This window comes from Rhodococcus aetherivorans (assembly GCF_025722975.1).
GTDB classification, from domain to species: Bacteria; Actinomycetota; Actinomycetes; order Mycobacteriales; family Mycobacteriaceae; genus Rhodococcus; species Rhodococcus aetherivorans.
In genome coordinates, this window is the sequence record NZ_CP106982.1 from 862,137 (window position 1) to 884,680 (window position 22,544).

Here is a 22,544-nt window from a genome sequence, read left to right on the forward strand (position 1 = left end):
TTGAACTCGAGCGCGAATTCAACTATACAATTCGCATAGGTATCGACTATCGGAGGAGACTACACACATGTCCGTGCTCGACAAGTTCCGCCTCGACGACCGCGTCGCGATCGTCACCGGCGCCTCCTCGGGCCTCGGCGTCGCCTTCGCCCAGGCTCTCGCGGAGGCCGGGGCCGACGTCGTGCTCGCGGCCCGTCGCGCCGACCGGCTCGAGCGGACCGCCGAACTCGTCCGTGCCGCCGGCCGCCGCGCGCTGAGCGTCGAGACCGACATCGCCGAGCCTGAGCAGGCGCAACGGATGGTCGATGCCGCGATCGAACACTTCGGCAAGGTCGACATCCTCATCAACAATGCCGGCATCGGCACTGCCGTCCCGGCCACCAAGGAGACCCCGGAACAGTTCCGGCGCGTCATCGACATCAACCTGAACGGCTCCTATTGGGCCGCGCAGGCCGCCGGGCGCGTCATGCAGCCCGGCAGCTCCATCGTCAACATCTCCTCCGTCCTCGGCCTCACCACCGCGGGACTGCCGCAGGCCGCCTACGCCGCCAGCAAGGCCGGCGTGATCGGCCTGACCCGGGACCTGGCCCAGCAGTGGGGGGCACGCAAGGGCATCCGCGTCAATGCCATCGCGCCGGGATTCTTCGAGACCGAGATGACCGACGAGTACCAGCCCGGCTACCTCGACAGCATGAAGCCGCGAATCATCCTGGGCCGCAACGGTGATCCCGCGGAGATCGCCGCCACCGCCGTGTGGCTCACCTCGGAGGCCGCCGGCTACGTCACCGGCCAGACGATTGCGGTCGACGGCGGCCTGACCATCAACTGAAGTTTCCAACCACAACAGCACGGAGGTAAGCAGTGAGCGAAACAGTCACCCGCACCGCCATCGTCACCGGAGCCGCGCGCGGCATCGGCGCCGCAGTCGCCAAGCGGCTGGCGCAGGACGGATTCCAGGTCGCGGTCCTGGACCTCGACGAGTCCGCATGCGGCGACACCGTCTCGGCCATCGAGGCGGCCGGCGGCAAGGCCCTCGCGGTGGGCGCGAACGTCGCCGACGAGCAGTCCGTCGCCGCGGCTGTGGAGAGGGTCGCGAACGAGCTGGGCGATCCCACGGTGCTGATCAACAACGCCGGCATCACCCGCGACAACCTGCTGTTCAAGATGACCGTCGACGACTGGGACGCCGTGATGAACGTGCACCTGCGGGGCGCGTTCCTCATGTCCCGGGCGACGCAGAAGTACATGGTGGAGGCCAAGTTCGGCCGCATCGTCAACCTGTCGAGCACCTCCGCGCTGGGCAACCGCGGTCAGGTCAACTACTCCGCCGCCAAGGCCGGCATGCAGGGCTTCACCAAGACCCTCGCGATCGAGCTCGGCAAGTACGGCGTCACCGCCAACGCGATCGCCCCCGGCTTCATCGAGACCGAGATGACCGCTGCGACGGCCGAGCGGGTGGGCATGTCGTTCGAGGACTTCAAGGCCGCCGCGGCCTCGCAGATCCCCGTCGCCCGCACCGGAAAGCCCGACGACATCGCGCACACCGCCTCGTTCCTCGCGAGCGAGGGTGCGGGATTCGTGTCGGGTCAGGTCATCTACGTCGCCGGTGGTCCGAAGGACTGACGGCGGGGACCGATCCACGACGACGCCGTGCGTCCCTCCCCCCTGCGGGAGGACGCACGGCGTCGTCGTCTGTGCGGTCGGCTACGGCTGCCGGACCGTCTGCCGGCGGTGCAGAAGCCAGCACGCTCCCGCGATCGTGGCGGTGAGTGCGCCCGTCGCGATGAGCTGGGTGCGGGCGGCCGTGTCGAACAGCGCGAGCACGGCGATGCCGGCGAGCAGGCCGAGGGTCGCGTACGACAGGTACGGGAAGCCCCACATCTTCAGCGGCAGGGCGTCTTCGGTGCCGTCGCGCCGGGCCCGCCGGCGCAGCACGAGGTGCGAGACCGCCACGAACGTCCACAGTACGAGGATGGTCGAGCCCACGGCGTTGAGCAGCAGCGGCAACACCTTGTCGGGACGTACGTAGTTGAGTGCGACGGTGACGAATCCGAACGCGACCGAGGCGAGGACCGCGTTGCGGGGCACCCCGTTGGCGGCCACCCGGCCGAACGCGGGGTAGGCCGAACTGCGTTGCGAGAGGGAGTAGATCATCCGTGAGGCGCTGAAGAGCATCGCGTTGAGCGAGGACAGCAGCGCCACCACCACGATCACGGTCATCACGGCGGCCGCCCCCGGCACGGCGCCGGCGTTCAGCACCGCGACGAACGGGCCCGTGACGAGATCCTCGGACGTCCACGGCAGCACCGTCACCATGATCAGCACCGAGCCGATGTAGAAGACCAGGATGCGCCAGATCAGCGTGCGCACCGCGCGGCCGACGTTGCGGCGCGGATCGGAGGTCTCGGCGGCCGCGATGGCGATGATCTCGGTGCCGCCGAACGCGAACACCACGATGAGCAGGCCCGCGGCGATACCGGCGATACCGGTCGGCGCGAAGCCGCCGTGCGCGGTGAGGTTCGCGAACCCGGTGCTGTCGAAGGCGGGCACCCATCCCGCGATCATCGCGACGCCGATCGCGAGGAAGGCGACGATGGCGACGATCTTCAGTGCCGCGAACCAGAATTCGACCTCGCCGAACCGGCGTACGCCGACGAGGTTCACGCCGGTGAGCACCACCATGAAGAACAGTGCCGCGGCCCACTGCGGGATCCCGGGAATCGAGGCGGCGGTGATGGCGGCGGCGCCGGTCGCCTCCGCCGCGATCACGATGACCACCTGGATCCAGTACAGCCAGCCGATGGTGCGGCCGGCGACGGAGCCGAGGGCGTTCTCCGCGTGCACGGAGAAGGCGCCGCTGGCGGGGTTCGCGGCCGCCATCTCGCCCATCATCCGCATGATGAGGACGACGAGAGCCGCGGCGGCGAGGAACGAGACGAGGATGGCCGGGCCCGCGACGGCGATGCCGGCGCCGGAGCCGACGAACAGTCCCGCGCCGATCGCGCCGCCGAGACTCATCATCACCAGCTGTCGCGGCCGCATCGCCTGGTGCAGCATCGCCCGCGGCGCCGGCTCGGTGGTGGTGGCCGGCGTGGTGGCCAAGGTGTCAGTCATCGATGCGCTCCCCGGCCGGCACCAGCTGGTCGAGGGCGATCTCGAACGCGGTGGCCGCGACGCCCGTATGGTCGGCGCAGCGGTCGTGGCAGCGCTGCAGCGCACCCGCGACGGTGTCCGAGACGTCGCCGAAGATCGCCGCGTCCGAGACCTCCACGTCACCCTCCATGAGCTGGGCGAAGGCGCGGGCCATGCCGCTGTTGGCGATGAAGTCGGGGATCACGGAGACGGACTTGTCCGCGTGCTCGTAGGTGGGGCCGTAGAAGATCTCGTCGTCGGCGAAGGGCACGTTCGCTCCGCTGGCGATCACCTCGAGGCCGGCCGCGACCATACGGTCGACCTGTTCGCGGGTGACCAGGCGGGAGGCCGCGCAGGGGAGGAAGATCTCGGCGCCGAGGTCCCAGATCGCGTCGTGCACCTCGGTGAAGGGACGCATCCGGTCGCTGCGGAGCGCGTTGCCGTCCTTGTTCAGCAGCAGCGTGCGCACCTCGTCGAAGTCGAGACCGGCCGTGTCGAGGATGCCGCCGTCGCGGTCGATGATGCCGACCACGCGAGCCCCGGCCTGGGCCAGGTAGTAGGCCGCGGCCGCGCCGACGTTGCCCCAGCCCTGGACGATCACCCGCTTGCCCCCGAGCCCGTGATTGCCCGCGGGGTCGCCGTAGATGCGGTAGTGGTGGCGCACCGACTCGGCGACGCCCCAGCCCGTGATCAGATCGGCCACCGTGTACTTCGCATCCGGTGCCGGGGTGAACCGGGTGTCCTCGACGACCTTCGCGACACCGAGCCGCAGCTGCCCGACCCGCTGGACGCGTTCGCGGTCGTCCGCCGCGAAGTGCCCGTTGACGACGCCCTCCTGCGGATGCCACAGCCCGTTGCTCTCGGTGAGCGGCACCACCTCGGTCATCTCGTCGACGTTCAGGTCGCCGCCGGTGCCGTAGTAGGCGCGCAGCAGCGGCGCGACCGCCCGGAACCAGCGCCGCAGCACGCCGTCCTTGCGGGGATCGGAGGGGTCGAAGTCGATGCCGGACTTGGCGCCGCCGATGGCCGGACCGGAGACGGTGAACTTGACCTCCATCGTCTTCGCCAGCGACTCGACCTCGCGGCGGTCGAGGCCGCGGCGCATCCGCGTGCCGCCACCGGCCGCGCCGCCGCGCAGGGAGTTGATGACGACCCAGCCGCGGGCGGTGGTCTCGGTGTCGTGCCACTCGAAGACGATCTCGGGGGCCTTGTCCTCGAAACGGGTCAGCAGGTTCTTCATGTCTTCTCTCGGGAGTCGGGACGGTGCGATGCCCGGGGAGCGGGCGAATGAAGAAGACTGTGACCGTGGTTACAGAGGGGGCGCAAGTGCGGCCTGCACTACTGGTCAGGCTGAAGAGCTGTAGCGCAGCCGCCCGTCGTTTTTCTGTGCAGTGTGCAGAGCTGTTTCGACGTTTTCGGCGGGCGGGGGCGAGCGCGCCGACCTTCAGCTCTACCGACGGTAGGCGGGCGCTTTGGCGGTTTTGCCCGGCTGCAGCGTGCGGAGCAGCGGCATGGCCCGGTACCGCACCACCTCCGACAGCACCATGACGCTGGTCGACCGGGCGACGATCGACGACCGGTTCAGTTCGATCAGCGTCTGCTGCAGACCGAGGTGGGAGTCCGCGGCGATCCGGCACAGAATGTCGCCGGCGCCGGTCGTCGCGAACGCCTCGAGCACCCCCGGAATCGCTTCGAGGACATCGGTGATCGCTTCGAGCGCGCCCTGGACGATCTCCATCGTCACGAAGGCCTGGACCTCGAATCCGGCGGCCGCCAGGTCCAGCCGCGGTTCGTAGCCGGCGATGATCCCGGACTCCTCGAGCCGGCGCAGCCGTGCCGAGACCGTCGCGCGCGCCACCCGCAACCTCCGGGACAGCTCCAGGGCGCCGATCTTCGGATCCGTGTGCAGCGTGTCCAGGAGCGCGAAATCCAACTCGTCCAGCTGCACGGCGTCACGCATGGCCGTTCCTTCCGAAGAGGCGGCGGAAACTGTGCCGATTGTATAGCGGCTCGCCCGGCATCCCGCCTTTTCCAGTCAGGTCGATCAGCTGGGAGAGGCGAGATTGCACCGTCGCCGCGACGGGGTTTTTCCTGGTGACACACGACACACCGATGGCGCCGCGTCCGGCGGCAGGAGGAATTGCCATGACTCTCGAGTTCACCCTCACCGACAGCGAGAAGCTCGCCCAGCTGAACCCCGAGGAACTGCGGCAGCTCGTCGGCCTCGTCGAGTACGACGCCGAGCGGGACCCGTTCCCCGTCAGCGGCTGGGACGCGGTGGTGTGGGTGGTGGGCAACGCCACCCAGGCCGCGCACTACTACCAGTCCGCGTTCGGGATGGAACTGATCGCCTACTCCGGTCCCACCACCGGCAACCGCGACCACCACGCCTACGTCCTGCGCAGCGGGGCGGTGCGGTTCGTGGTCAAGGGTGCGGTCGATCCGGACAGCCCGCTCGTCGAGCATCATCGCCGGCACGGCGACGGCGTCGTGGACATCGCGCTGCAGGTGCCCGACGTCGACAAGTGCATCGCGCACGCCCGGGCCCAGGGCGCGACGGTCCTCGAGGAGCCGTACGAGATCAGCGACGAGTACGGCACGGTGCGGCTCGCCGCGATCGCCACCTACGGCGAGACGCGCCACACGCTCGTCGACCGGTCCCGCTACACGGGCCCGTATCTGCCCGGCTACGTGGAGAAGTCGTCGACCTACCGCAAGCGCGACGGCGCGCCCAAGCGGATCTTCCAGGCCCTCGACCACGTGGTCGGCAACGTCGAGCTCGGCCACATGGACGAGTGGGTCGGCTTCTACAACCGCGTCATGGGCTTCACCAACATGGCCGAGTTCATCGGTGACGACATCGCCACCGACTACTCGGCCCTGATGAGCAAGGTGGTCTGCAACGGCAACCACCGCGTCAAGTTCCCGCTCAACGAGCCGGCCGTCGCGAAGAAGCGCTCGCAGATCGACGAGTACCTCGATTTCTACCGTGGTCCCGGCGCGCAGCACCTGGCGCTGGCCACCAACGACATCCTCACCGCCGTCGACCGGCTCCGCGAGGAGGGCGTGGAGTTCCTCGCCACGCCCGACGCCTACTACGAGGACCCCGAACTGCGCGCGCGGATCGGGAACGTGCGGGTGCCGATCGAGGAACTGCAGAAGCGTGGCATTCTCGTCGACCGGGACGAGGACGGTTACCTCCTGCAGATCTTCACCAAGCCGATCACCGATCGCCCGACGGTGTTCTTCGAGCTGATCGAGCGGCACGGTTCGCTCGGCTTCGGCAAGGGCAACTTCAAGGCCCTGTTCGAGGCGATCGAGCGCGAGCAGGCGGCGCGCGGCAACTTCTGACCGGACGCGCGGCGGGTCAGGAGATCCGGCTGACCTGCTCCCGCAGCGCGTGCTCGGTCCGGCGGACGATCGTGCCCACCAGCGGCTCGATGAGCAGCCCCGCCGCGCGACCGGCCGCGCCGCCGGGCAGCCGGTAGCCGAAGTCGACGGCGAGGCGCATGCGACCGTCGCCCAGATCGTCGAACTGCCACGACGACAGGGTGCGGAAGCCGGAGATCGAGCTCAGCACGATCCGGTGGTTGTCTTCCCACTCGACGATCTCGAGCCGGGAGTCGAAGGTGGCCGGCCCGATCCGCATGCTCGCGTCGAAGGGCGCGCCCACGCCGCGGACCCGATCACCCACGGGCTCGAAGCGGGTGACTCCGAACATCCACTCCGGGACCGTGCGGTGATCGGCGACGTAGGCGAAGGCGGCCTGGCGGTCCACGTGCGCCACGCCGTCGTGGCACACATGGATCATGCGGCGATCGTCAGTCATCCGGCGGCACCTCCGCCGGTGAACCTAGCGGAGTTGCTCGCGTCTCCGGGATCCGCCCGCGCAACTGTGTGGGCGGATTCCGGAAGGGCGCGTGAATTCCCTTGTTCTCCAAGAATTTGTCGCCCGAAGCGAGCGGGCTCGCTCACGGGTGCGGCGCGATGCCGAACAGCAGTGCCTCGATCCCGGCCCGGAACGCGGCATCGTTGTCGACGGGTGTGGCGCCGGCGTTCCCGCCCGCGGAAGCGAGCAGGCCGGCCAGGTGGGGGTAGTCGCCGTGGGCCAGCATGGCGGTGATGTGCTCGGCGCCGCCACCGGCGGTGGGGGCGGACAACCCCGCCGCCTCCTGCGCGGCGAAGGTGGTGACCCAGCCTGAGAGCAGGGCGATTCCCATCATGGTCGCGGTGGCGTCGAGGCCGGTCGGTGCGAGGGCGCCGACCATGTGGTCGAGGTATCGCATCGAGTGCGGACCCAGTGTCGTCGTGCCCGCGACGCTCAACCACGGATGCCGACGGTGCAGCTGCCGGGCCTGTTCCGCGAGGGCGAGGACGTCGGTCCGCACGTCCCCGGTCAGGGGCGGGTACCGGTACTCCGCGGCGACGCGGTCGACCATGAGAGCGACGAGATCGTCCTTGCCTGCGACGTAGCGGTAGAGCGAGGCGGCCGCCGTCCCGAGTTCCTGCGCGACGCGCCGCATCGAAACGGCACGCAGCCCGTCTGCGTCGGCGAGGCCGACGCACGCCTCGGCGAGCTGTTCGAGCGTATGGGCAGGGCGCGGCCCGGGCCTGGGGTCGTCGGCACGCAACCACAGCGAGGTCGGGGGTTCGGCATGCGGCATGGGTGCCAGCATGCACTACCCGGACAGTTGCGAACGACGTTCGCAGACGCGTACGGTGTAATTGCGAACGATGTTCCCAATCGTGGAGGTCGGAATGACGGTTCTGGAAACCGAGGCGCTCACCAGGCGGTACGGCAGCCACCTCGTGCTCGACGGGCTGAACCTGGAGGTGCCCGCCGGTCGGGTGCACGCGCTGCTCGGCCCCAACGGGTCCGGCAAGACCACGACCGTGCGGATGCTGGCGACCCTGCTGCGACCGACCTCCGGCAGCGCCCGGATCCTCGGTCACGACACCGTCCGCGAGGCTGCTCAGGTCAAGCGCAACATCGGCTTCGTCGGCCAGTACCACGCGGTCGACCCCCGCCTCACCGGCACCCAGAACCTGACGATGGTTGCCCGCCTGAACGGGTACAGCGCCCGGGGCGCCCGCCGGCACGCAGACGACCTGCTCGAGCGCTTCGACCTGACCGACGCCGCGGCCCGGCAGGTGCACACGTACTCCGGCGGCATGCGAAGGCGGCTCGACATCGTCGCGGGCATGGTCGTCCGTCCCGCGGTGCTCTTCCTCGACGAGCCCACCACCGGCCTCGATCCCCACAGCCGCAACGAGATCTACCGGTATGTACGGTCTTTCGTGGAGGAAGGCACCACCGTCGTGCTCACGACCCAGTACCTCGACGAGGCCGAGCGGCTGGCGGACACGGTCACCATCCTCGACGCCGGTCGGGTCGTCGCCACCGGGACGCCGGACGCGATAGCCCGCACCGTGGGCAGCGGCCTCGACGTCGTCGTGCTCGATCCGCACCGGCGGGGCGACGTCGCCGCGATCGTCGAGCGATTCGGCGGAAGACCCGTCGACGCGCCGGCCCGGGACGAGAATGCGCCGCTGCGGCTGACGTTCGGATTCGACGGTGAGCCGGCCGCCCTGCTGCCGATCCTGCGCGCCCTCGACGCGGAGGGCATCGCGGTGCAGGACATCGGCCGCCGGCGCGCCACCTTGGACGACGCTTTCCTCGCACTTACCGGTCGCCCGACCGAAGGGATTCCCGCATGACTGCCCCCACCGCCACCCGCACCGTCTCGCCGGCGGCGGGTGCCTGGATTCTGTTCCTGCGGGTGGCCGCGACGTACCGGAACGCGCCCGGCCTGCTCGCGGTGACCCTCGCGGCACCGCTGGGAATGATGCTGCTGTTCGGCTTCGTATTCGGCGGCGCGCTCGCCGGCGGATCCGACGCTGCCGCCTACCGGTCGTACCTGACGCCCGGAGTCCTCGTCCTCGTCGCGGCCATGGGGATCGTCGTCACCGCGTCGACCGTGAACGCCGACCTCCGCAGCGGCCTGACGGACCGGCTGCGGGCTCTGCCCGTCCCGCCGGTTGCGGTGCCGGCGGGCCTCGCACTCGCGGAGACGGTGACCGGCGCCTCGGCGTTGGCGACGATGGCCGCCGTGGGATTTCTCGCGGGATGGCGGGTCGAGGCCACCCCCGCCGACGTGGCGCTTGCCGTGCTGCTGCTGCTCGCGTTCCGGTTCGCGCTCGCGTGGCTCGGGATTGTGCTCGGCGCCTCGATCCGCGACGAGCAGATGCTGCAGCAGGTGGCGCCGCTGATCTTCGGGGCGGTCATGTTCTCCAACGTCTTCGTCCCCACCGAGACGATGCCGGCCGTGGTCGCGACGATCGCCGAATGGAACCCCGTCAGCGCCGTGGTCGCGGCCCTGCGGCAGTTGTTCGGATCCGGGACGACGGTCGCCGCCGACGCGGCCTGGCCCATGCAGCATCCGGTCGTCGCGGCCTTCGCCTGGACGGCGGTGATCCTTGCCGTGTCCGTGCCGATCGCCGTGCGAGGGTACGCATCCTCCCGCTGATCGGATCCTTGCGCAGGTGGCGCGTCGCTCAGGCGACGCGGCCGAGGTTCGAGCGCAGCGCCTGCTCGGTCTGGCGGATCGCGGTGCCCACCACCGGTTCGATGAGCTTGCCGAGCGCCCGTCCGGCCAGGCCGCCGGGAAGTTGGTATCCGAAGTCGACGTCGAGGCGGATCCGCCCGTCGCCGAGGTCGGCGAGTTCCCACGACGAGGCGGTGCGGAACCCCGCGATGGAGTCGAGAACGATCCTGCGGTCGAGTTCCCAGTCGACGATCGCGAGGCGGGAGTCGAGGCCCCTCGGTCCGATCTGCATGGTCGCGTCGAAGACCGCGCCGAGGCCGTTGACCTGCGGTCCCACCGGCACGAAGCGGTTGACGCCGTACATCCATTCGGGGACCGTGCGGTGATCGTCGAGGTAGGCGAACGCCACCTCGAGGGGAACCTCCGCAACGGCGGTGTGGCGGATGTGGATCATCGTGTACCTCCATGAGGACATTTCCGTTACCCACGGTATCAGGTAACTCGCGTCCCGGGGAGATCCTCAAAGTCGTCCATGCGGACGCTCGTCCTGCTCTACTCATGGTGACACAGTTCACAGTGGATCCGGTGGGAGGGTTCGTGAAGACCAAGGCTGCGGTGATCAAAGGGCTCAATCAGCCATGGGAGATCGAGGAGATCGACCTCGGAGACCCGGTCGCCGGTGAAGTGCAGGTGCGTCTGGCCGCGTCCGGACTGTGCCACTCCGACGAACATCTACGCTCCGGCGCGACGCCGATGGCGTCCTTCCCCGTCCTCGGCGGGCACGAGGGCGCCGGCGTGGTCACCAAGGTCGGGCCGGGAGTGGCCAACATCCGGGAGGGCGACCACGTCGTGCTCGCCTTCATCCCCGCGTGCGGGCGATGCCGTTCGTGCGCGAAGGGCCTGCAGAACATCTGCGACGAGGGGGCGAACCTCCTCACCGGGCAGGCCATCGCCGACAAGACGCACCGGGTGACCCTCAATGGTGATCCGGTCATCCAGATGTGCCTGCTCGGCACGTTCGCGCCCTACGTCACCGTGCACGAGGCCTCGGTCATCAAGATCGAGGACGACATCCCGCTCGACAAGGCCGCCCTGCTCGGCTGTGGCGTTGCCACGGGCTGGGGCTCCGCGACGGCGATCGGCGGCACCAAGGTGGGCGACTCCGTCGTCGTGATCGGCATCGGCGGCGTGGGCATCAACGCGGTGCAGGGGGCCGCGCACGCGGGTGCCCGGCACGTCGTCGCCATCGACCCGGTGGAGTTCAAGCGGGATCAGGCCAAGAAATTCGGGGCGACCCACACGTTCGCCTCGATCGAGGAGGCGCTGCCGGTGATCGGCGAGATCACCTGGGGTGCGATGGCCGACGTCACGATCATCACCGTCGGTGAGATCCACGGGGACATCATCGCCCCGTCGATGGCGCTGACCGGCAAGGGCGGCCAGGTGGTCGTGGTGGGCATGGGCAGCGCCGCCGACACCCAGGTGACGCTGAGCCTGTTCGAGCTGACCCTGCTGCAGAAGCGCCTGCAGGGCGCGATCTTCGGTGGTGTCGGCCCGCGCTCGCAGATCCCGAAGCTGCTCGACCTCTACCGCAGTGGACAGCTCGAGCTCGACAAGCTGGTCACCAAGACATACCGGCTCGAGGACATCAACGACGGCTATGCCGACATGCACGAGGGCCGAAACCTGCGCGGCATGGTGCTCTACGGCGACGACGACTACTGACGGGAGCCGGCACCGGCACCGCGATCCGGTGACGGGCCGGCCGGCGGTGACGTTCGGCCGGCCCGCCGGCGGTGACGTTCGGCCGGCCCGCCGGCGGTGACGTTCGGCCGGCCCCTCGGGGTCGCCTACGGTGAAGCCATGGAAACGCGTGAGGAAGCCGTCGAATCGGGATCGTGGCGGCAGTACGGGCCGTCGACCCTGCCCAAGCCGCTCGAGGCCGCACTCGAGGCGTTTGCCGAGCGCGGTTACGACGGCACCTCGATCCGGGAGATCGCCGCCCGGGCCGGGCTGTCGGTGCCGGGCCTGTACCACCACTACCCGTCGAAGCAGGCGCTGCTGGTCTCGCTGACGACGGCGGTGATGGGCGATCTGCTCGACCGCAGCCGGCGGGCTCTGGCGGAGGCCGGCCCCACGGCCTCCGAGCGGTTCGACGCGGTCGTCGAGTCCCTTTTGCGGTTCCACATGTTCCGGCGCAATCAGGCTTTCGTCGCCTCCACCGAGATGCGCAGCATGGAACCGGACAGCCGGAAGGCCTACATCGCGTTGCGCGACGAGCAGCAGCGGATGCTCGACGAGATCGTCCGGGACGGGGTGACGAGCGGGGAGTTCGGTACCGAGTTCCCGGAGGACGCGAGCCGGGCGGTGACCACCATGTGCGTCGCCGTCGCCGGGTGGTACCGACCGGACGGGCCGCTTGCTCCCGACGAGGTCGTCCACCGCTACCTCGCCATCGCGCGCTGCGCCGTGGGCGCACGGTAGGGACTGCGCCGTGGGCGCACGGTAGGGACTGCGCCGTGGGCGCACGGTAGGGACTGCGCCGTGGGCGCCCGGTAGATCGTCCGGGTTGACCGCGCGGGGTGGGGTGTGTCACGGTTGTCGTAACCGAGCGATCGATCGGTCGGGGTGAGGAGGAGGAATCGCGATGGCTGTCGATCTGTCGTACCCGGAACACGTCCAGGCACTGGTGGCGAGGACCGAGGAGTTCGTCCGGGAGCACGTGCTGCCCGTCGAGGACGCCCACAACGGTGACATCACCGCCGCCGGGGGCGACGACCTGCGGGTGAAGCTGCAGCAGGCGGCCAAGGACGCCGGCGTCTTCGCGCCGCACGCGCCCGTCGAGTACGGCGGCCACGGACTCGGCATGGTCGACCGCGCCCCGGTGTTCGAGGCGGCGGGCTACTCGCTGTTCGGGCCCATCGCACTCAACATCGCCGCCCCCGACGAGGGCAACGTGCACATGCTCGCGCACATCGCCAGCCCGGAACAGAAGGAGCAGTTCCTCGCGCCGCTCGCCCACGGCGACGTGCGGTCCGGATTCGCGATGACCGAACCGGCACCCGGCGCCGGGTCCGATCCCAACGCGCTCACCACCCGCGCCGAGAAGGTCCCCGGTGGCTGGAAGATCAACGGCCGCAAGTACTTCATCACCGGGGCCGACGGTGCCGGATTCTTCATCATCATGGCCCGCACCTCCGGCGAACCCGGACAGCGCGGCGGCGCCACGATGTTCCTCGCCCCCGCCGACACCCCGGGCCTGACCGTCGGCCGGCACATCGACACCATCGACCGCGCCATGATCGGCGGTCACTGCGAGGTGTTCTTCGAGGACCTGTTCGTGCCGGATTCCGCCGTCCTCGGTGAGGTCGACCAGGGCTTCGCCTACGCGCAGGTGCGGCTCGGGCCCGCCCGCATGACGCACGTGATGCGCTGGCTCGGCGCGGCGCGCCGCGGCCACGACATCGCCGTCGCCCGCGTCGCCGAGCGGGAAGGCTTCGGCGGCAAGCTCGGCGACCTCGGCATGATCCAGAAGATGGTCGCCGACAACGAGATCGACATCGCCGCCACCCGTGCCCTGCTGACGCAGGCGTGCTGGGAACTCGACCAGGGCTCGCACGCGTCCAACTCCACGTCCATCGCCAAGACCTTCGCGGCCGAGGCGGTGTTCCGCATCGTCGACCGGTCGATGCAGATGTGCGGCGGCCTCGGCGTCTCCGCCGACCTGCCCGTCGCGCGGCTCGCCCGCGAGGTCCGCCCGTTCCGCATCTACGACGGGCCTTCCGAGGTGCACCGCTGGGCCATCGCCAAGCGCGCCGTCGGCGCCGCGAAGAAGGCCGCCGCCGCGAAGGAGAGCCGGGCATGAAGACCGCACAGCACGAGGGACTCGACCTGAGTGCCCTGCACCGCTACCTGGAGGACTCGGGCATCGCCCTCGACGGCGAACTGCGCGCCGAACTCATCTCCGGCGGCAAGTCGAATCTGACGTACGCGATCTTCGACGACACGTCGCGGTGGGTGCTGCGCCGGCCGCCGACGGCAGGGCTCACCCCGTCCGCACACGACGTCGCCCGCGAGTTCCGCATCACGTCGGCGCTGCAGGGTTGCGGCGTGCCCGTCGCGCAGACCGTCGTCCTGTGCGAGGACGACTCCGTGATGGGCGCTCCGTTCACCGTCGTCGAGCACGTCACCGGGCGGGTGATCCGCACGACCGAGGACCTCGCCACCCTGAGCGACGACGAGATCGAATCGTGCACCGGCGAGCTCGTCCGCGTGCTCGCCGCCCTGCACTCGGTGGACTACGAGGCCGTCGGCCTCGGAAACCTCGGCCGCCCCGACGGGTACGTCACCCGGCAGGTGAAGTTGTGGGCCGGCCAGTGGGACCGGGTCAAGACCCGCGACATCGACGACCTCGATCGGCTCCACGCCGCCCTCGCCGACGCGATCCCCGCGTCGTCGGCGGCGTCGATCGTGCACGGCGACTACCGGATCGACAACACCATTCTCGATCCTGCCGATGCCGGAAAGATTGCGGCGGTGGTGGATTGGGAACTGTCCACGCTCGGTGACCCGCTCACCGACGTCGCCCTGATGTGCGTGTACCGCAACCCCGCGCTCGATCAGGTGCTCGGCGAATCCGCCGCGTGGACGAGCCCGCGCCTGCCGTCGGCCGACGACCTCGCACAGCGCTACGCGGTGGCGACGGGCCGCGAACTCGCCCACTGGAACTTCTACATGGGCCTGGCGAACTTCAAGCTCGCCGTCATCGCCGAGGGCATCAACCACCGCTGGCGCGTGGGGGCGACCGTCGGCGACGGCTTCGACCGGGCAGGGGAGGCCGTACCGGTCTTCGCGGCCGCCGGCCTGGAGGCACTGCGGGGAGGCGCAGCGTGACAACCGATCTCGTGAACCCCAGCGCCCTGGTCACCGGCGCATCCCGCGGCATCGGGCTCGGTGTCGCCACCCGCCTCGCGGAGCAGGGCTACGGTCTGACCCTCACCGCGCGCGACGAGGCGCGGCTCGACGCGGTGGCCGCCGGCCTGCGCGACGCCGGTGCGCCCGAGGTCCGGGTCGTCGCCGCCGACCTCGGCGACCCGGACACCGCGGCACGCGTCGTCGCGGCGCACGAGGAGACGTTCGGCAGCATGCGGGCGCTCGTGCTCAACGCCGGCGTCGGCACCGCCGGCACCATCGCCGAGTTCCCGATGCGGCGCTTCGGCAAGACGGTGTCCGTCAACTTCGAGACCCCCTTCGCCCTGATCCAGGCATCGTTGCCGCTGCTGCGCAAGGCCGCGACCGCCGCCCCAGGCCGCGGTGCGAAAGTGGTTGCGCTGTCGTCGATCACCGGCGTCTACGCCGAGGTCGGCCTGGCCGTGTACGGTGCGACGAAGGCGGCGCTGATCTCTCTGGTCGAGACGCTCAACGCCGAGGAGTCCGGCAACGGTGTCAGCGCGTCCGCGATCGCACCCGCCTACGTCGACACCGACATGTCCGACTGGATCAAGGACCGCATCCCCGCCGAGGAGATGCTCGAGGTGAACGACGTCGTCGAACTCGTCGACGCGGTGCTGCGGCTGTCCTCCCGTGCGGTGCTGCCGCGCCTGGTGCTCAGCCGGGCCGGGACGGACGCCTACCGGGCGTGAGCTCTCACCGGCCGTCCGCGAGCGCGCGGACGGCCGGGCTGGTCGCGTGCCGGACGAACGCGCAGTCCGCGAGGCGTTCGGCCGCACCGAGGGTGAGCGTCATGTCGACCGAGTCGGCGAGCCGGTAGGGCCGGCTCTCGACGACGGAGCCGAGGACGCGGCGCAGCCGGGACACCTCCGCCCGCACCGCGACGGCGTGGTCCGGGTCGCCGTAGATGCCGTTGCTCACCTCGGTCACCGTCATTCCCTGCGGCCCCCGCAGGTGCAGCAGGAGCAGGATCTCGGCGTGCCGGGCGGACAGCGGGCTGCGCCACGCCGAGTCGGCGCCGCTGACGACGACCGTCGGCGTGCCGGACAGGTCCAGTTCGATCGCCATCCGCGCCGGGCCACCCGCTGGCCGGATCAGCCAGCCGTGCGCGAGCTGCTCCGGCACGCACAGGCCCAGGCCGGGCACGCTCAAGGTCCGCTCGGACGTCGGCGCCGCCACGCGCTTGGTGGCCGCAACGCCCGACGCGTGCGCCACCCACCCGTGCTCGTCGACGAGCAGCAGCGGCCCGCTCATCGAGGCGAGCACCGGCGCCGCGGCCGTGCGCAGCCGTTCGAGCCGGTTCTCGTGCAACCGCCACAGCTGCGCCTCGGCGAGCCGCACCGCCGTCTCGACGAGCGCGCTGATGGTGGGATGGATGGTCAGGGCGGGGCCGCTCACGTCGACCACGCCGAGCAGTTCCCCGGTGCGCGGATCGTGGATCGGTGCCGCGGTGCAGTACCAAGGGTGCTGGGACTGCTCGAAGTGCTCGGCGGAGAACAGCTGTACCGGGGCGGCCTCGGCGAGGGCCGTCCCGATCGCATTGGTCCCCACGGTCGCCTCCGTCCACCGGGCGCCCTCGCTGAATCCGAGGCTGTCGGCGCGGCTGCGCACCTTGGCCGACCCGGCCCGCCACAGCACGATCCCGTCCGCGTCGGTCACGACCATCAACATGTGCGACGCCTCGGCCACGGAGCACACCACCTGCTCGAGGTCGCCGATCACCCCCGACAGCGGGGAGTTCCGCCGGCGCCGTTCGACCTCGGCGAGCGGCAGCAGGGCGCGGGCGTTGCTGCCGTCCGGAGCCAGCCCCGCGACGAGCACCCGGGACCAGGACCGGGCCACCACCGACCGCGGCCGCAGCGGCGACCGGCCGCCGCCGATGACCGCATCGTGCATGCGCGCCAGCTCACGCGCGTATCGATGCAGGTCGGTGCCGGGTTCGATGGCGCTGAAGTTGCCCACTGTCTCCGTCTCTCGTCGGTCGGGTTGCGGTGAGCATATGCCGAATTGTGTGGCCGGCACCACACCCGTCGCGCGGCGGCGCCGCGGCGCAACGCACTGCAACACTTGTTGCGGCGACGCCGGCGCTGTGTTCTGGATCACGCGCCGGCCTCGGTAGCGGCGCACCCGGATGGTCCCGCGTCGGACATGGCCGAACAGGTCCGACGCCCGTACAGCGAGGAGATCGACCCATGAAGGCAGCCCGCTTCCACGGCCCCGGGGACATCCGGGTCGAGGATGTCCCCGAACCGGCGACCCGGCCCGGAACCGTCAAGGTCGAGGTCGAGTGGTGCGGTATCTGCGGCACCGACCTGCACGAGTACCTCGAGGGCCCGATCTTCGCCCCGCCCGCCGACGCACCGCACCCCATCACCGGCGAGACCGTGCCGATCACCCTCGGTCACGAGTTCGCCGGTGTCGTCGCGGAAGTGGGCGACGGCGTGGACGACGTGCGGGTGGGCGACCGGGTGGTCGTCGAGCCGTACATCATCTGCGGCCGCTGCGACGCCTGCCGCAACGGCCGCTACAACGTGTGCAGCACACTGGGATTCGTGGGCCTGTCCGGATACGGCGGCGGCTTCTCGCAGTACGTCGTCGCCGAGCGGCGCTGGATTCATCCGCTCGGCGAACTCGGCACCGACGTCGGCGCCCTCGTCGAACCGCTCGCCGTCGCGTACCACGCCGTGCGGCTCTCGGGTGCGCGGCCGAGCCACTCGGCGCTCGTGTTCGGGGCCGGGCCGATCGGGCTCGTCACCACCTCGGCGCTGCGCGCGGCGGGCGTCGAGCAGATCATCGTCGTCGAACCGGCCGAGGTGCGGAAGAAGAAGGCCGAGCCGGCCGGGGCGGACCACATCATCGACCCGCGCGACGGCGACGTCACCGAGCAGGTGCTGGAGCTGACCGGCGGCCGTGGCGCCGACGTCTCCTTCGAATGCGCCGGCATCGACGCGGTCCTGAAGACCGCTATCCAGTCCACCCGGGCGGGCGGCACGTGCGTGAACGTCGCGATCTGGGGCCACGAGGCGAGCGTTGCCATGAACGACCTCGTCTTCCGCGAGGTCAACCTGCTCGGCAGCCTCGCCTACGCGAACGATCATCCCGCCACGATCGAGATGATCGCCTCCGGCAAGGTCGACCCCTACCAGTTCATCACCGGCCGGATCGGGCTCGACGACATCGTCAAGGACGGCTTCGAGGAACTGATCACCAACAAGGAGGAGAACGTCAAGATCCTCGTCCAGCCGTGATCGTCAGTCGTCGTCGCCGTTCTCCTTGTCCTCGCCGCGACGGCGCAGGAAGTTGAATCCCGGGACGCCGACGATCGCTTGCCGCACGTCCTTCGCGACGCCCAGCAGCTCGTGGATCTCCGGGGCGACGCTCTCGAGCGTGCCCAGGATCGGCATCAGGGCCGTCATCCGGTCCGCGAGCTCCGGCAGCTGATCGAGCAGGACGACGGCCGCGTGGACCTCCTCGGCGCTGAGTTCCTCGATGAACTGGCCCGCGAGCGGCGCGGCCCGCGTCGCCATCGGCGCGTAGGTGTCGAGCAGTTCGCCGGCCGCGTCGGACGTGCGGCCGGCGGACGACACCACATCCTGCGCCCGGTGGGCCACGGCCGCGGCGTCGCCGACCACCGTCGAGCTGCTGTCGATGACCTCGTCGACCCGGCCGACGGCGGCGCGGGCGTCGGTGACGACCTCATCGATGCGCGCGACGATCGCGCGGGCGTCGGTGACCACGTCGTCGACGCGGGCGACGAGCGCCTCGGTGGCCTCGAACAGGCTCGTGACCCGCCCGGGAACTGACACCGCGAACTCGGCGACCTCCACGGTCCGGTCCAGGGCGATGCGGGCGGCTCCGAGGGGCGCGGCGAGAAGCGACATCATGTGCTCATCCTGCCGGACGGGTGACCCTGCCGGTGTCATCGGGGAGCAGCCCTCCGCTAGCCTCTCCACTGCGGCCCGACGGACTTCCGCTGCGATGAGCGGTCCCGGACATGTCCCCACCCGCACGACTGAATTCGTGCTGCCCAGGGGACCTGACCGTGACGCTGCTTCGTACATCTGCCCGCCGGATCGCCGAGTTGGATCGGCCCGATTCGCTGGCGGAGCAGTTGTTGGAGCAGATGCTGTTTCGCACCGGTCATCGTCCCAGTCAGGCCGAACAGAAGTCGTGGAGCCGAAGCCTGCCGGTGCTTGCGCAGGATCTCGTCGATGCCGGCCTCGGCGATGTCGAGATGCTGCTCGAGTACCATCTGCCGCTCACCTCGCAGCGTGCCGACGTGGTGCTCGCCGGCACTCATCCGGCCACCGGGGCCGTGTCGTATGTCGTGGTGGAGCTGAAGCAGTGGTCGGCCGCGCGGCGCTTCGAAGACAATCCCGAACTCGTCGAGGTGGCGGGAATGCCGGGCGGGCCGAGGCTGCATCCCGTCGCGCAGGTCAAGGGGTACTGCGACTACCTGAGCGATTTCGCGCACGCTGTCGCGGATCAGCCCGATGCCCTCGCGGGACTCGCGTATCTGCACAACGCCACCGATCCGTCCGCGGTGGCGGAGCTGCGCGCCTATCCGGGCGGGATCACCGGCCGGTTGTTCACCGCCGCCGACCGCGGCGACATGATCGACTTTCTCCGCACCCGGCTCGCCCCGGTGTCCGGGCACACCGCAGGCGACACACTCTTGAAGTCCGCGGTCGCACCGTCCCAGCAGCTGCTGAAGGTCGCCGCCGCCGAGGTGCGCGACCGGCCGCAGTTCCATCTGCTCGGCAATCAGCAGTTGGCCGTGGACCTGGTGCTGCACGAGGTCGAGATGTCCCGCGCCGCGGACCGCAAGCGCGTCGTCATCGTCACCGGGGGACCCGGCAGTGGCAAGAGCGTGATCGCGCTGTCCCTGCTCGGCGAGCTGGCCCGCCGTGGCCGCACCGTCCTGCATGCCACCGGGTCGCGTTCGTTCACCCAGACCCTGCGCAAGGTCGCCGGGGCGCGCGCCCCGCGGGTGCAGAAGATGTTCAAGTACTTCAACCAGTTCATGTCGGCCGAACGCAACGGCCTCGACGTGCTGATCCTCGACGAGGCGCACCGAATCCGTGAGACCTCCGTCGATCGGTACACCCGCGCCGAGCTGCGCACCGATCGACCGCAGATCGACGAACTCATCTCGGCGGCGCGCGTCCCGGTGTTCCTGCTCGACGAGCACCAGGTGGTGCGGCCGGGTGAACTCGGCTCGCTCGAACAGATCGAGCGCTACGCCGCGACGCTCGGACTCGAAACCCATCACGTGCACCTCGGGGAGCAGTTCCGCTGCGGAGGCAGCGAGGAGTACGTGCTGTGGGTCAAGCGTCTGCTCGGTCTCGTCGAGGGTGGCCCGGTGCGGTGGTCGGGGGATCCGCAGTTCGCGGTGCGCGTGGCCGATTCCCCGGAGGAGCTCGAGTTCCTGCTCGAGCAGCAGCGCGACCGCGGATACTCGGCACGCATGACGGCGGGGTACTGCTGGCCGTGGAGCAACCCCGACAAGGACGGCCGTCTCGTCCCGGATGTGCAGATCGGCGCGTGGGCACGGCCGTGGAACAGCAAGAGCGAACGCCGCACCGGCGACGCGCCGCCGGCCGCACTGTGGGCCACCGAGGACGGGGGTTTCGGGCAGGTCGGCTGTGTCTACACCGCGCAGGGTTTCGAATACGACTGGAACGGCGTCATCCTCGGACCGGACCTGGTGTGGCGGGACGGAGGATTCGTTTCGGTCCGTACGGCCAACAAGGATCCCGACTTCAGAAATGCGAAGAAGATCAGCGATATTCGATTCGATCGTCTGGTGCGAAACGTGTACAAGGTTCTCCTGACGCGGGGCATGATCGGCACCGTCATCTATTCCACCGACGAGCCGACTCGCGAGGCGCTGAGAAGGCTGATTCCCGAGGGAAATTGACACTACGCCGGGAGAGGCCGCGATCCGATCGCGTGTGGTTCGGCGACGGGACGCCGCATCACCGCCTACCGAGAGGAAATCGTGATCACCGCTTGGGCGATGAGCCGGTGGCGATCGTCTCCCGGGGTGTTCGAGTCGCTCCGCGAGACCGTTTACCTGATGCGCTCACCAGCGAACGCCCGGCGTACGCTCGATGCGATGGAACGGCGGGATTCAGGCGAGAGGCAGCCGCACGAGCTGCTCGATGGTGACGACTGACCGTGTCGCGGTAGATGTGAGGGTCGCCGGCCTCTTGTGAAGCACCGGAACCCGGCGCACGCTGGACGTATGGCAGTCGCACCGAAGATTGCGGTGGCGGGCGCGGCGACGGCCGTGGTCTACGGGAGCCTCGTGCGCCCCCGGCTCGTGCGGTGGGGCGCCACCGACGAGGAGATCAGCGGGCCGTTCCCCGGCGCCGACCTGGTTCCCGACGGGGAGCGATCGGGGGCGATGGCCGTCACCATCGACGCGCCGCCCGAGCAGGTCTGGCCGTGGCTGGTGCAGATGGGCTGGGACCGCGGTGGGTGGTACTCCTGGGATCACCTGGACAATGCCGGTCGCCCGAGCGCCCGGGAAGTGCATCCGGAATGGCAGGACATCCGGCCCGGCGACCAGCTGAAGTACTGGGCGCCCGGCGCGGGACCGATGGACGCGTACAAGGTCGCGCGGATCGAGCCGAACCGTTTCCTCGGGCTGTACGGGCTGATCGATCTGCGGGGCCGCACCCTCGACCCCGGGCAGCCGCGACCGTCCGGCTATCTGGAAGGACTGTGGGGCTTCCAGCTGAAGGAGCTGCCCCGCGGGCGCACCCGCCTCGTCATCAGCGGATATCAGGCGGGCCGACCGCGATGGATTACGCGCCTCGTCTACTCCGGAATCTTCCCCCCGGTCGTGTGGATCATGCAGGCGCGCATGCTGGTGGTCCTCAAAAGAAGAATCGAAAATAACTCGCGGGCAACAGATTCGAACACGGCGACAGGAGAGGCGCGAGGACGCGACTCGCGTGGTCCTTCGTCGGCGGTGGTGAAATGGCGCGGCAGCCTGCACCGCGTCCGGCCCGGCCGGGTCCCGATCCGGGACACCTCCCTCTACGTCGACGTGGTCGGGCAGGGACCTCCGTTGGTGGTCATGCACGGCGGACCGTCGGCGGACATGTGGACGATGCAAGCCTTCCGGCAGTGCGCGGACCGGTTCACGTTGGTGTTCTACGACCACCGCTGCAACGGGCGCTCAATCGGTGCACCCGTCGAAACGATGACGTGGGAGAACCTCACCGCGGATGCCGACGCCCTGCGCGAGAGTCTCGGTTTCGAGCGGTGGGCGGTGCTCGGGCATTCGTTCGGCGGGCAGGTCGCGCTCGAGTACGCTCTGCGCTACCCCGAGCGGGTCTCGCATCTCGTGCTGCTCGACACCGGCGCCGACAGTCACTGGGAGCGCCAGAACGTTCCGAAGGTGCTCCTCGAACGCGGCTACAGCCGGGAGAAGGCGGAGCTGGCGCGGCGGTGGTTCACCGGCGAGTTCACTCCCCGCGAGTACTTCCCGATCTTCGCGCAGATCGGGGACGCATACTTCTACCGTTCCGGCCTCGACATACTGGCTCGCGAGCTGAGCAGCGGAGCGTGGCGTTCGAGGCTGCGGCCGGCGCCGCTCATCTTCGCCGGCCGGCATCTGCTGAAGGACTGGACGGTCACCGATCGTCTCGGTGGGATCACCGCGCCCACGCTCGTCGTGGCCGGGCGCGAGGACTTCGTGTTCCCGCCGGAGTGCCAGCGGGAGCTGGCCGCCGGCATTCCCGGTGCGCGCCTTCGGATCATCGACCGGGCCGGGCACAACCCGCACGACGAGCAGACGGCCGAGGTCGTGCGGGCACTCGAAGACTTCCTGGGTGCCGACATTTCCGCCGGATAGATCGCGCGCCTCGGTTGTGGCGTAGGTGAACGTGCCGCGGCGCAGGACGC

General features: G+C 69.9%; 21 protein-coding genes. 13 read left to right on the forward strand and 8 right to left on the reverse strand.

From position 1 onward, the window contains the following. The first annotated feature begins 67 nt into the window (after positions 1 to 67). Together OCS65_RS04085 and fabG are read left to right on the forward strand one after the other, a co-directional pair. The gene (locus tag OCS65_RS04085) at positions 68 to 829 is read left to right on the forward strand and encodes an SDR family NAD(P)-dependent oxidoreductase (protein WP_251549812.1); all 762 of its coding nucleotides are present in this window, start codon (positions 68 to 70) and stop codon (positions 827 to 829) included. A gap of 32 nt (positions 830 to 861) precedes the next feature. Beyond that, a complete protein-coding gene (gene fabG, locus OCS65_RS04090; protein ID WP_251549810.1) occupies positions 862 to 1,623 on the forward strand; it encodes a 3-oxoacyl-ACP reductase FabG in 762 nt (253 codons plus the stop codon). A gap of 81 nt (positions 1,624 to 1,704) precedes the next feature. Here the strand turns inward: fabG and OCS65_RS04095 are convergent, their stop codons facing one another. The 3 genes from OCS65_RS04095 to OCS65_RS04105 all read right to left on the reverse strand — a co-directional run bounded on the left by OCS65_RS04095 (position 1,705) and on the right by OCS65_RS04105 (position 5,092). Next, complete coding sequence (locus tag OCS65_RS04095; protein ID WP_263508886.1) at positions 1,705 to 3,114, reverse strand: amino acid permease; 1,410 nt, start codon at positions 3,112 to 3,114, stop codon at positions 1,705 to 1,707. Further along, positions 3,107 to 4,372, reverse strand: coding sequence for a Glu/Leu/Phe/Val dehydrogenase dimerization domain-containing protein (locus OCS65_RS04100; RefSeq protein ID WP_006940679.1), 1,266 nt, complete (start codon positions 4,370 to 4,372; stop codon positions 3,107 to 3,109). The genes OCS65_RS04095 and OCS65_RS04100 overlap by 8 nt, the downstream gene beginning before the upstream one ends. Positions 4,373 to 4,582: 210 nt before the next feature. Continuing rightward, positions 4,583 to 5,092 carry an Lrp/AsnC family transcriptional regulator gene (locus OCS65_RS04105; RefSeq protein WP_006940680.1) on the reverse strand — a complete coding sequence of 170 codons (510 nt, stop codon included), beginning with the start codon at positions 5,090 to 5,092 and terminating at the stop codon, positions 4,583 to 4,585. A 185-nt stretch (positions 5,093 to 5,277) separates the two neighbouring features. On the opposite strand from OCS65_RS04105, the gene hppD reads away from it, so the two are divergent. Then, positions 5,278 to 6,483 carry a 4-hydroxyphenylpyruvate dioxygenase gene (hppD, locus tag OCS65_RS04110; protein WP_006940681.1) on the forward strand — a complete coding sequence of 402 codons (1,206 nt, stop codon included), beginning with the start codon at positions 5,278 to 5,280 and terminating at the stop codon, positions 6,481 to 6,483. Between the two features lie 16 nt (positions 6,484 to 6,499). Here the strand turns inward: hppD and OCS65_RS04115 are convergent, their stop codons facing one another. After that, a complete protein-coding gene (locus OCS65_RS04115; protein ID WP_263510360.1) occupies positions 6,500 to 6,943 on the reverse strand; it encodes an SRPBCC family protein in 444 nt (147 codons plus the stop codon). 160 nt (positions 6,944 to 7,103) lie between these two features. Further along, complete coding sequence (locus tag OCS65_RS04120; protein ID WP_231385959.1) at positions 7,104 to 7,796, reverse strand: TetR/AcrR family transcriptional regulator; 693 nt, start codon at positions 7,794 to 7,796, stop codon at positions 7,104 to 7,106. 94 nt (positions 7,797 to 7,890) lie between these two features. On the opposite strand from OCS65_RS04120, the gene OCS65_RS04125 reads away from it, so the two are divergent. Both OCS65_RS04125 and OCS65_RS04130 read left to right on the forward strand, forming a co-directional pair. Then, positions 7,891 to 8,850: an ATP-binding cassette domain-containing protein gene (locus OCS65_RS04125; protein WP_263508894.1), complete on the forward strand. Its 960-nt coding sequence runs from the start codon at positions 7,891 to 7,893 to the stop codon at positions 8,848 to 8,850. Then, complete coding sequence (locus OCS65_RS04130; protein ID WP_050036026.1) at positions 8,847 to 9,659, forward strand: ABC transporter permease; 813 nt, start codon at positions 8,847 to 8,849, stop codon at positions 9,657 to 9,659. The genes OCS65_RS04125 and OCS65_RS04130 overlap by 4 nt, the downstream gene beginning before the upstream one ends. A 28-nt stretch (positions 9,660 to 9,687) precedes the next feature. On the opposite strand, the gene OCS65_RS04135 is transcribed toward OCS65_RS04130, so the two are convergent. Then, on the reverse strand, positions 9,688 to 10,131 hold the full coding sequence (locus OCS65_RS04135; protein WP_006940694.1) for an SRPBCC family protein: 444 nt from the start codon (positions 10,129 to 10,131) through the stop codon (positions 9,688 to 9,690). Positions 10,132 to 10,274: 143 nt separating this feature from the next. Here OCS65_RS04135 and OCS65_RS04140 point away from each other — a divergent pair, with 143 nt between their 5' ends. From OCS65_RS04140 to OCS65_RS04160, 5 genes are all read left to right on the forward strand, one after another. Next, positions 10,275 to 11,402, forward strand: a complete 1,128-nt coding sequence (locus tag OCS65_RS04140; RefSeq protein ID WP_161994812.1) for an NDMA-dependent alcohol dehydrogenase — start codon at positions 10,275 to 10,277, stop codon at positions 11,400 to 11,402. 138 nt (positions 11,403 to 11,540) lie between these two features. After that, positions 11,541 to 12,161: a TetR/AcrR family transcriptional regulator gene (locus tag OCS65_RS04145; RefSeq protein ID WP_006939960.1), complete on the forward strand. Its 621-nt coding sequence runs from the start codon at positions 11,541 to 11,543 to the stop codon at positions 12,159 to 12,161. Between the two features lie 163 nt (positions 12,162 to 12,324). After that, complete coding sequence (locus tag OCS65_RS04150) at positions 12,325 to 13,542, forward strand: acyl-CoA dehydrogenase family protein (RefSeq protein WP_043798040.1); 1,218 nt, start codon at positions 12,325 to 12,327, stop codon at positions 13,540 to 13,542. After that, positions 13,539 to 14,570 carry a phosphotransferase family protein gene (locus OCS65_RS04155; protein WP_263508911.1) on the forward strand — a complete coding sequence of 344 codons (1,032 nt, stop codon included), beginning with the start codon at positions 13,539 to 13,541 and terminating at the stop codon, positions 14,568 to 14,570. The genes OCS65_RS04150 and OCS65_RS04155 overlap by 4 nt, the downstream gene beginning before the upstream one ends. Next, positions 14,567 to 15,319, forward strand: a complete 753-nt coding sequence (locus tag OCS65_RS04160) for an SDR family NAD(P)-dependent oxidoreductase (protein WP_420833229.1) — start codon at positions 14,567 to 14,569, stop codon at positions 15,317 to 15,319. The genes OCS65_RS04155 and OCS65_RS04160 overlap by 4 nt, the downstream gene beginning before the upstream one ends. 4 nt (positions 15,320 to 15,323) lie before the next feature. Here the strand turns inward: OCS65_RS04160 and OCS65_RS04165 are convergent, their stop codons facing one another. After that, a complete protein-coding gene (locus OCS65_RS04165) occupies positions 15,324 to 16,589 on the reverse strand; it encodes a GAF domain-containing protein (RefSeq protein WP_263508915.1) in 1,266 nt (421 codons plus the stop codon). A 230-nt stretch (positions 16,590 to 16,819) separates the two neighbouring features. On the opposite strand from OCS65_RS04165, the gene OCS65_RS04170 reads away from it, so the two are divergent. After that, positions 16,820 to 17,875, forward strand: coding sequence for a 2,3-butanediol dehydrogenase (locus OCS65_RS04170; RefSeq protein ID WP_029546450.1), 1,056 nt, complete (start codon positions 16,820 to 16,822; stop codon positions 17,873 to 17,875). A 3-nt stretch (positions 17,876 to 17,878) separates the two neighbouring features. Here the strand turns inward: OCS65_RS04170 and OCS65_RS04175 are convergent, their stop codons facing one another. Beyond that, complete coding sequence (locus OCS65_RS04175) at positions 17,879 to 18,511, reverse strand: hypothetical protein (protein WP_006939950.1); 633 nt, start codon at positions 18,509 to 18,511, stop codon at positions 17,879 to 17,881. 158 nt (positions 18,512 to 18,669) lie between these two features. Between OCS65_RS04175 and OCS65_RS04180 the strand changes: the two genes are divergently transcribed. Then, the gene (locus OCS65_RS04180; protein WP_065921970.1) at positions 18,670 to 20,547 is read left to right on the forward strand and encodes a DUF2075 domain-containing protein; all 1,878 of its coding nucleotides are present in this window, start codon (positions 18,670 to 18,672) and stop codon (positions 20,545 to 20,547) included. A gap of 327 nt (positions 20,548 to 20,874) precedes the next feature. Beyond that, entirely contained in the window at positions 20,875 to 22,494 is a 1,620-nt protein-coding gene (locus OCS65_RS04185; RefSeq protein ID WP_065921972.1) for an alpha/beta fold hydrolase, read from the forward strand. Positions 22,495 to 22,544 lie beyond the last annotated feature (50 nt).

Coding starts and splice junctions, on each gene's coding strand:
- OCS65_RS04130 (WP_050036026.1), top strand. CDS start 8,847: ATGACTGCCCCCACCGCCACCCGCACCGTCTCGCCGGCGGCGGGTGCC.
- OCS65_RS04175 (WP_006939950.1), bottom strand. CDS start 18,511: ATGATGTCGCTTCTCGCCGCGCCCCTCGGAGCCGCCCGCATCGCCCTG.
- OCS65_RS04105 (WP_006940680.1), bottom strand. CDS start 5,092: ATGCGTGACGCCGTGCAGCTGGACGAGTTGGATTTCGCGCTCCTGGAC.
- OCS65_RS04115 (WP_263510360.1), bottom strand. CDS start 6,943: ATGATCCATGTGTGCCACGACGGCGTGGCGCACGTGGACCGCCAGGCC.
- OCS65_RS04095 (WP_263508886.1), bottom strand. CDS start 3,114: ATGACTGACACCTTGGCCACCACGCCGGCCACCACCACCGAGCCGGCG.
- OCS65_RS04120 (WP_231385959.1), bottom strand. CDS start 7,796: ATGCCGCATGCCGAACCCCCGACCTCGCTGTGGTTGCGTGCCGACGAC.
- OCS65_RS04085 (WP_251549812.1), top strand. CDS start 68: ATGTCCGTGCTCGACAAGTTCCGCCTCGACGACCGCGTCGCGATCGTC.
- OCS65_RS04170 (WP_029546450.1), top strand. CDS start 16,820: ATGAAGGCAGCCCGCTTCCACGGCCCCGGGGACATCCGGGTCGAGGAT.
- OCS65_RS04125 (WP_263508894.1), top strand. CDS start 7,891: ATGACGGTTCTGGAAACCGAGGCGCTCACCAGGCGGTACGGCAGCCAC.
- OCS65_RS04145 (WP_006939960.1), top strand. CDS start 11,541: ATGGAAACGCGTGAGGAAGCCGTCGAATCGGGATCGTGGCGGCAGTAC.
- OCS65_RS04135 (WP_006940694.1), bottom strand. CDS start 10,131: ATGATCCACATCCGCCACACCGCCGTTGCGGAGGTTCCCCTCGAGGTG.
- hppD (WP_006940681.1), top strand. CDS start 5,278: ATGACTCTCGAGTTCACCCTCACCGACAGCGAGAAGCTCGCCCAGCTG.
- OCS65_RS04155 (WP_263508911.1), top strand. CDS start 13,539: ATGAAGACCGCACAGCACGAGGGACTCGACCTGAGTGCCCTGCACCGC.
- OCS65_RS04100 (WP_006940679.1), bottom strand. CDS start 4,372: ATGAAGAACCTGCTGACCCGTTTCGAGGACAAGGCCCCCGAGATCGTC.
- OCS65_RS04150 (WP_043798040.1), top strand. CDS start 12,325: ATGGCTGTCGATCTGTCGTACCCGGAACACGTCCAGGCACTGGTGGCG.
- OCS65_RS04185 (WP_065921972.1), top strand. CDS start 20,875: ATGGCAGTCGCACCGAAGATTGCGGTGGCGGGCGCGGCGACGGCCGTG.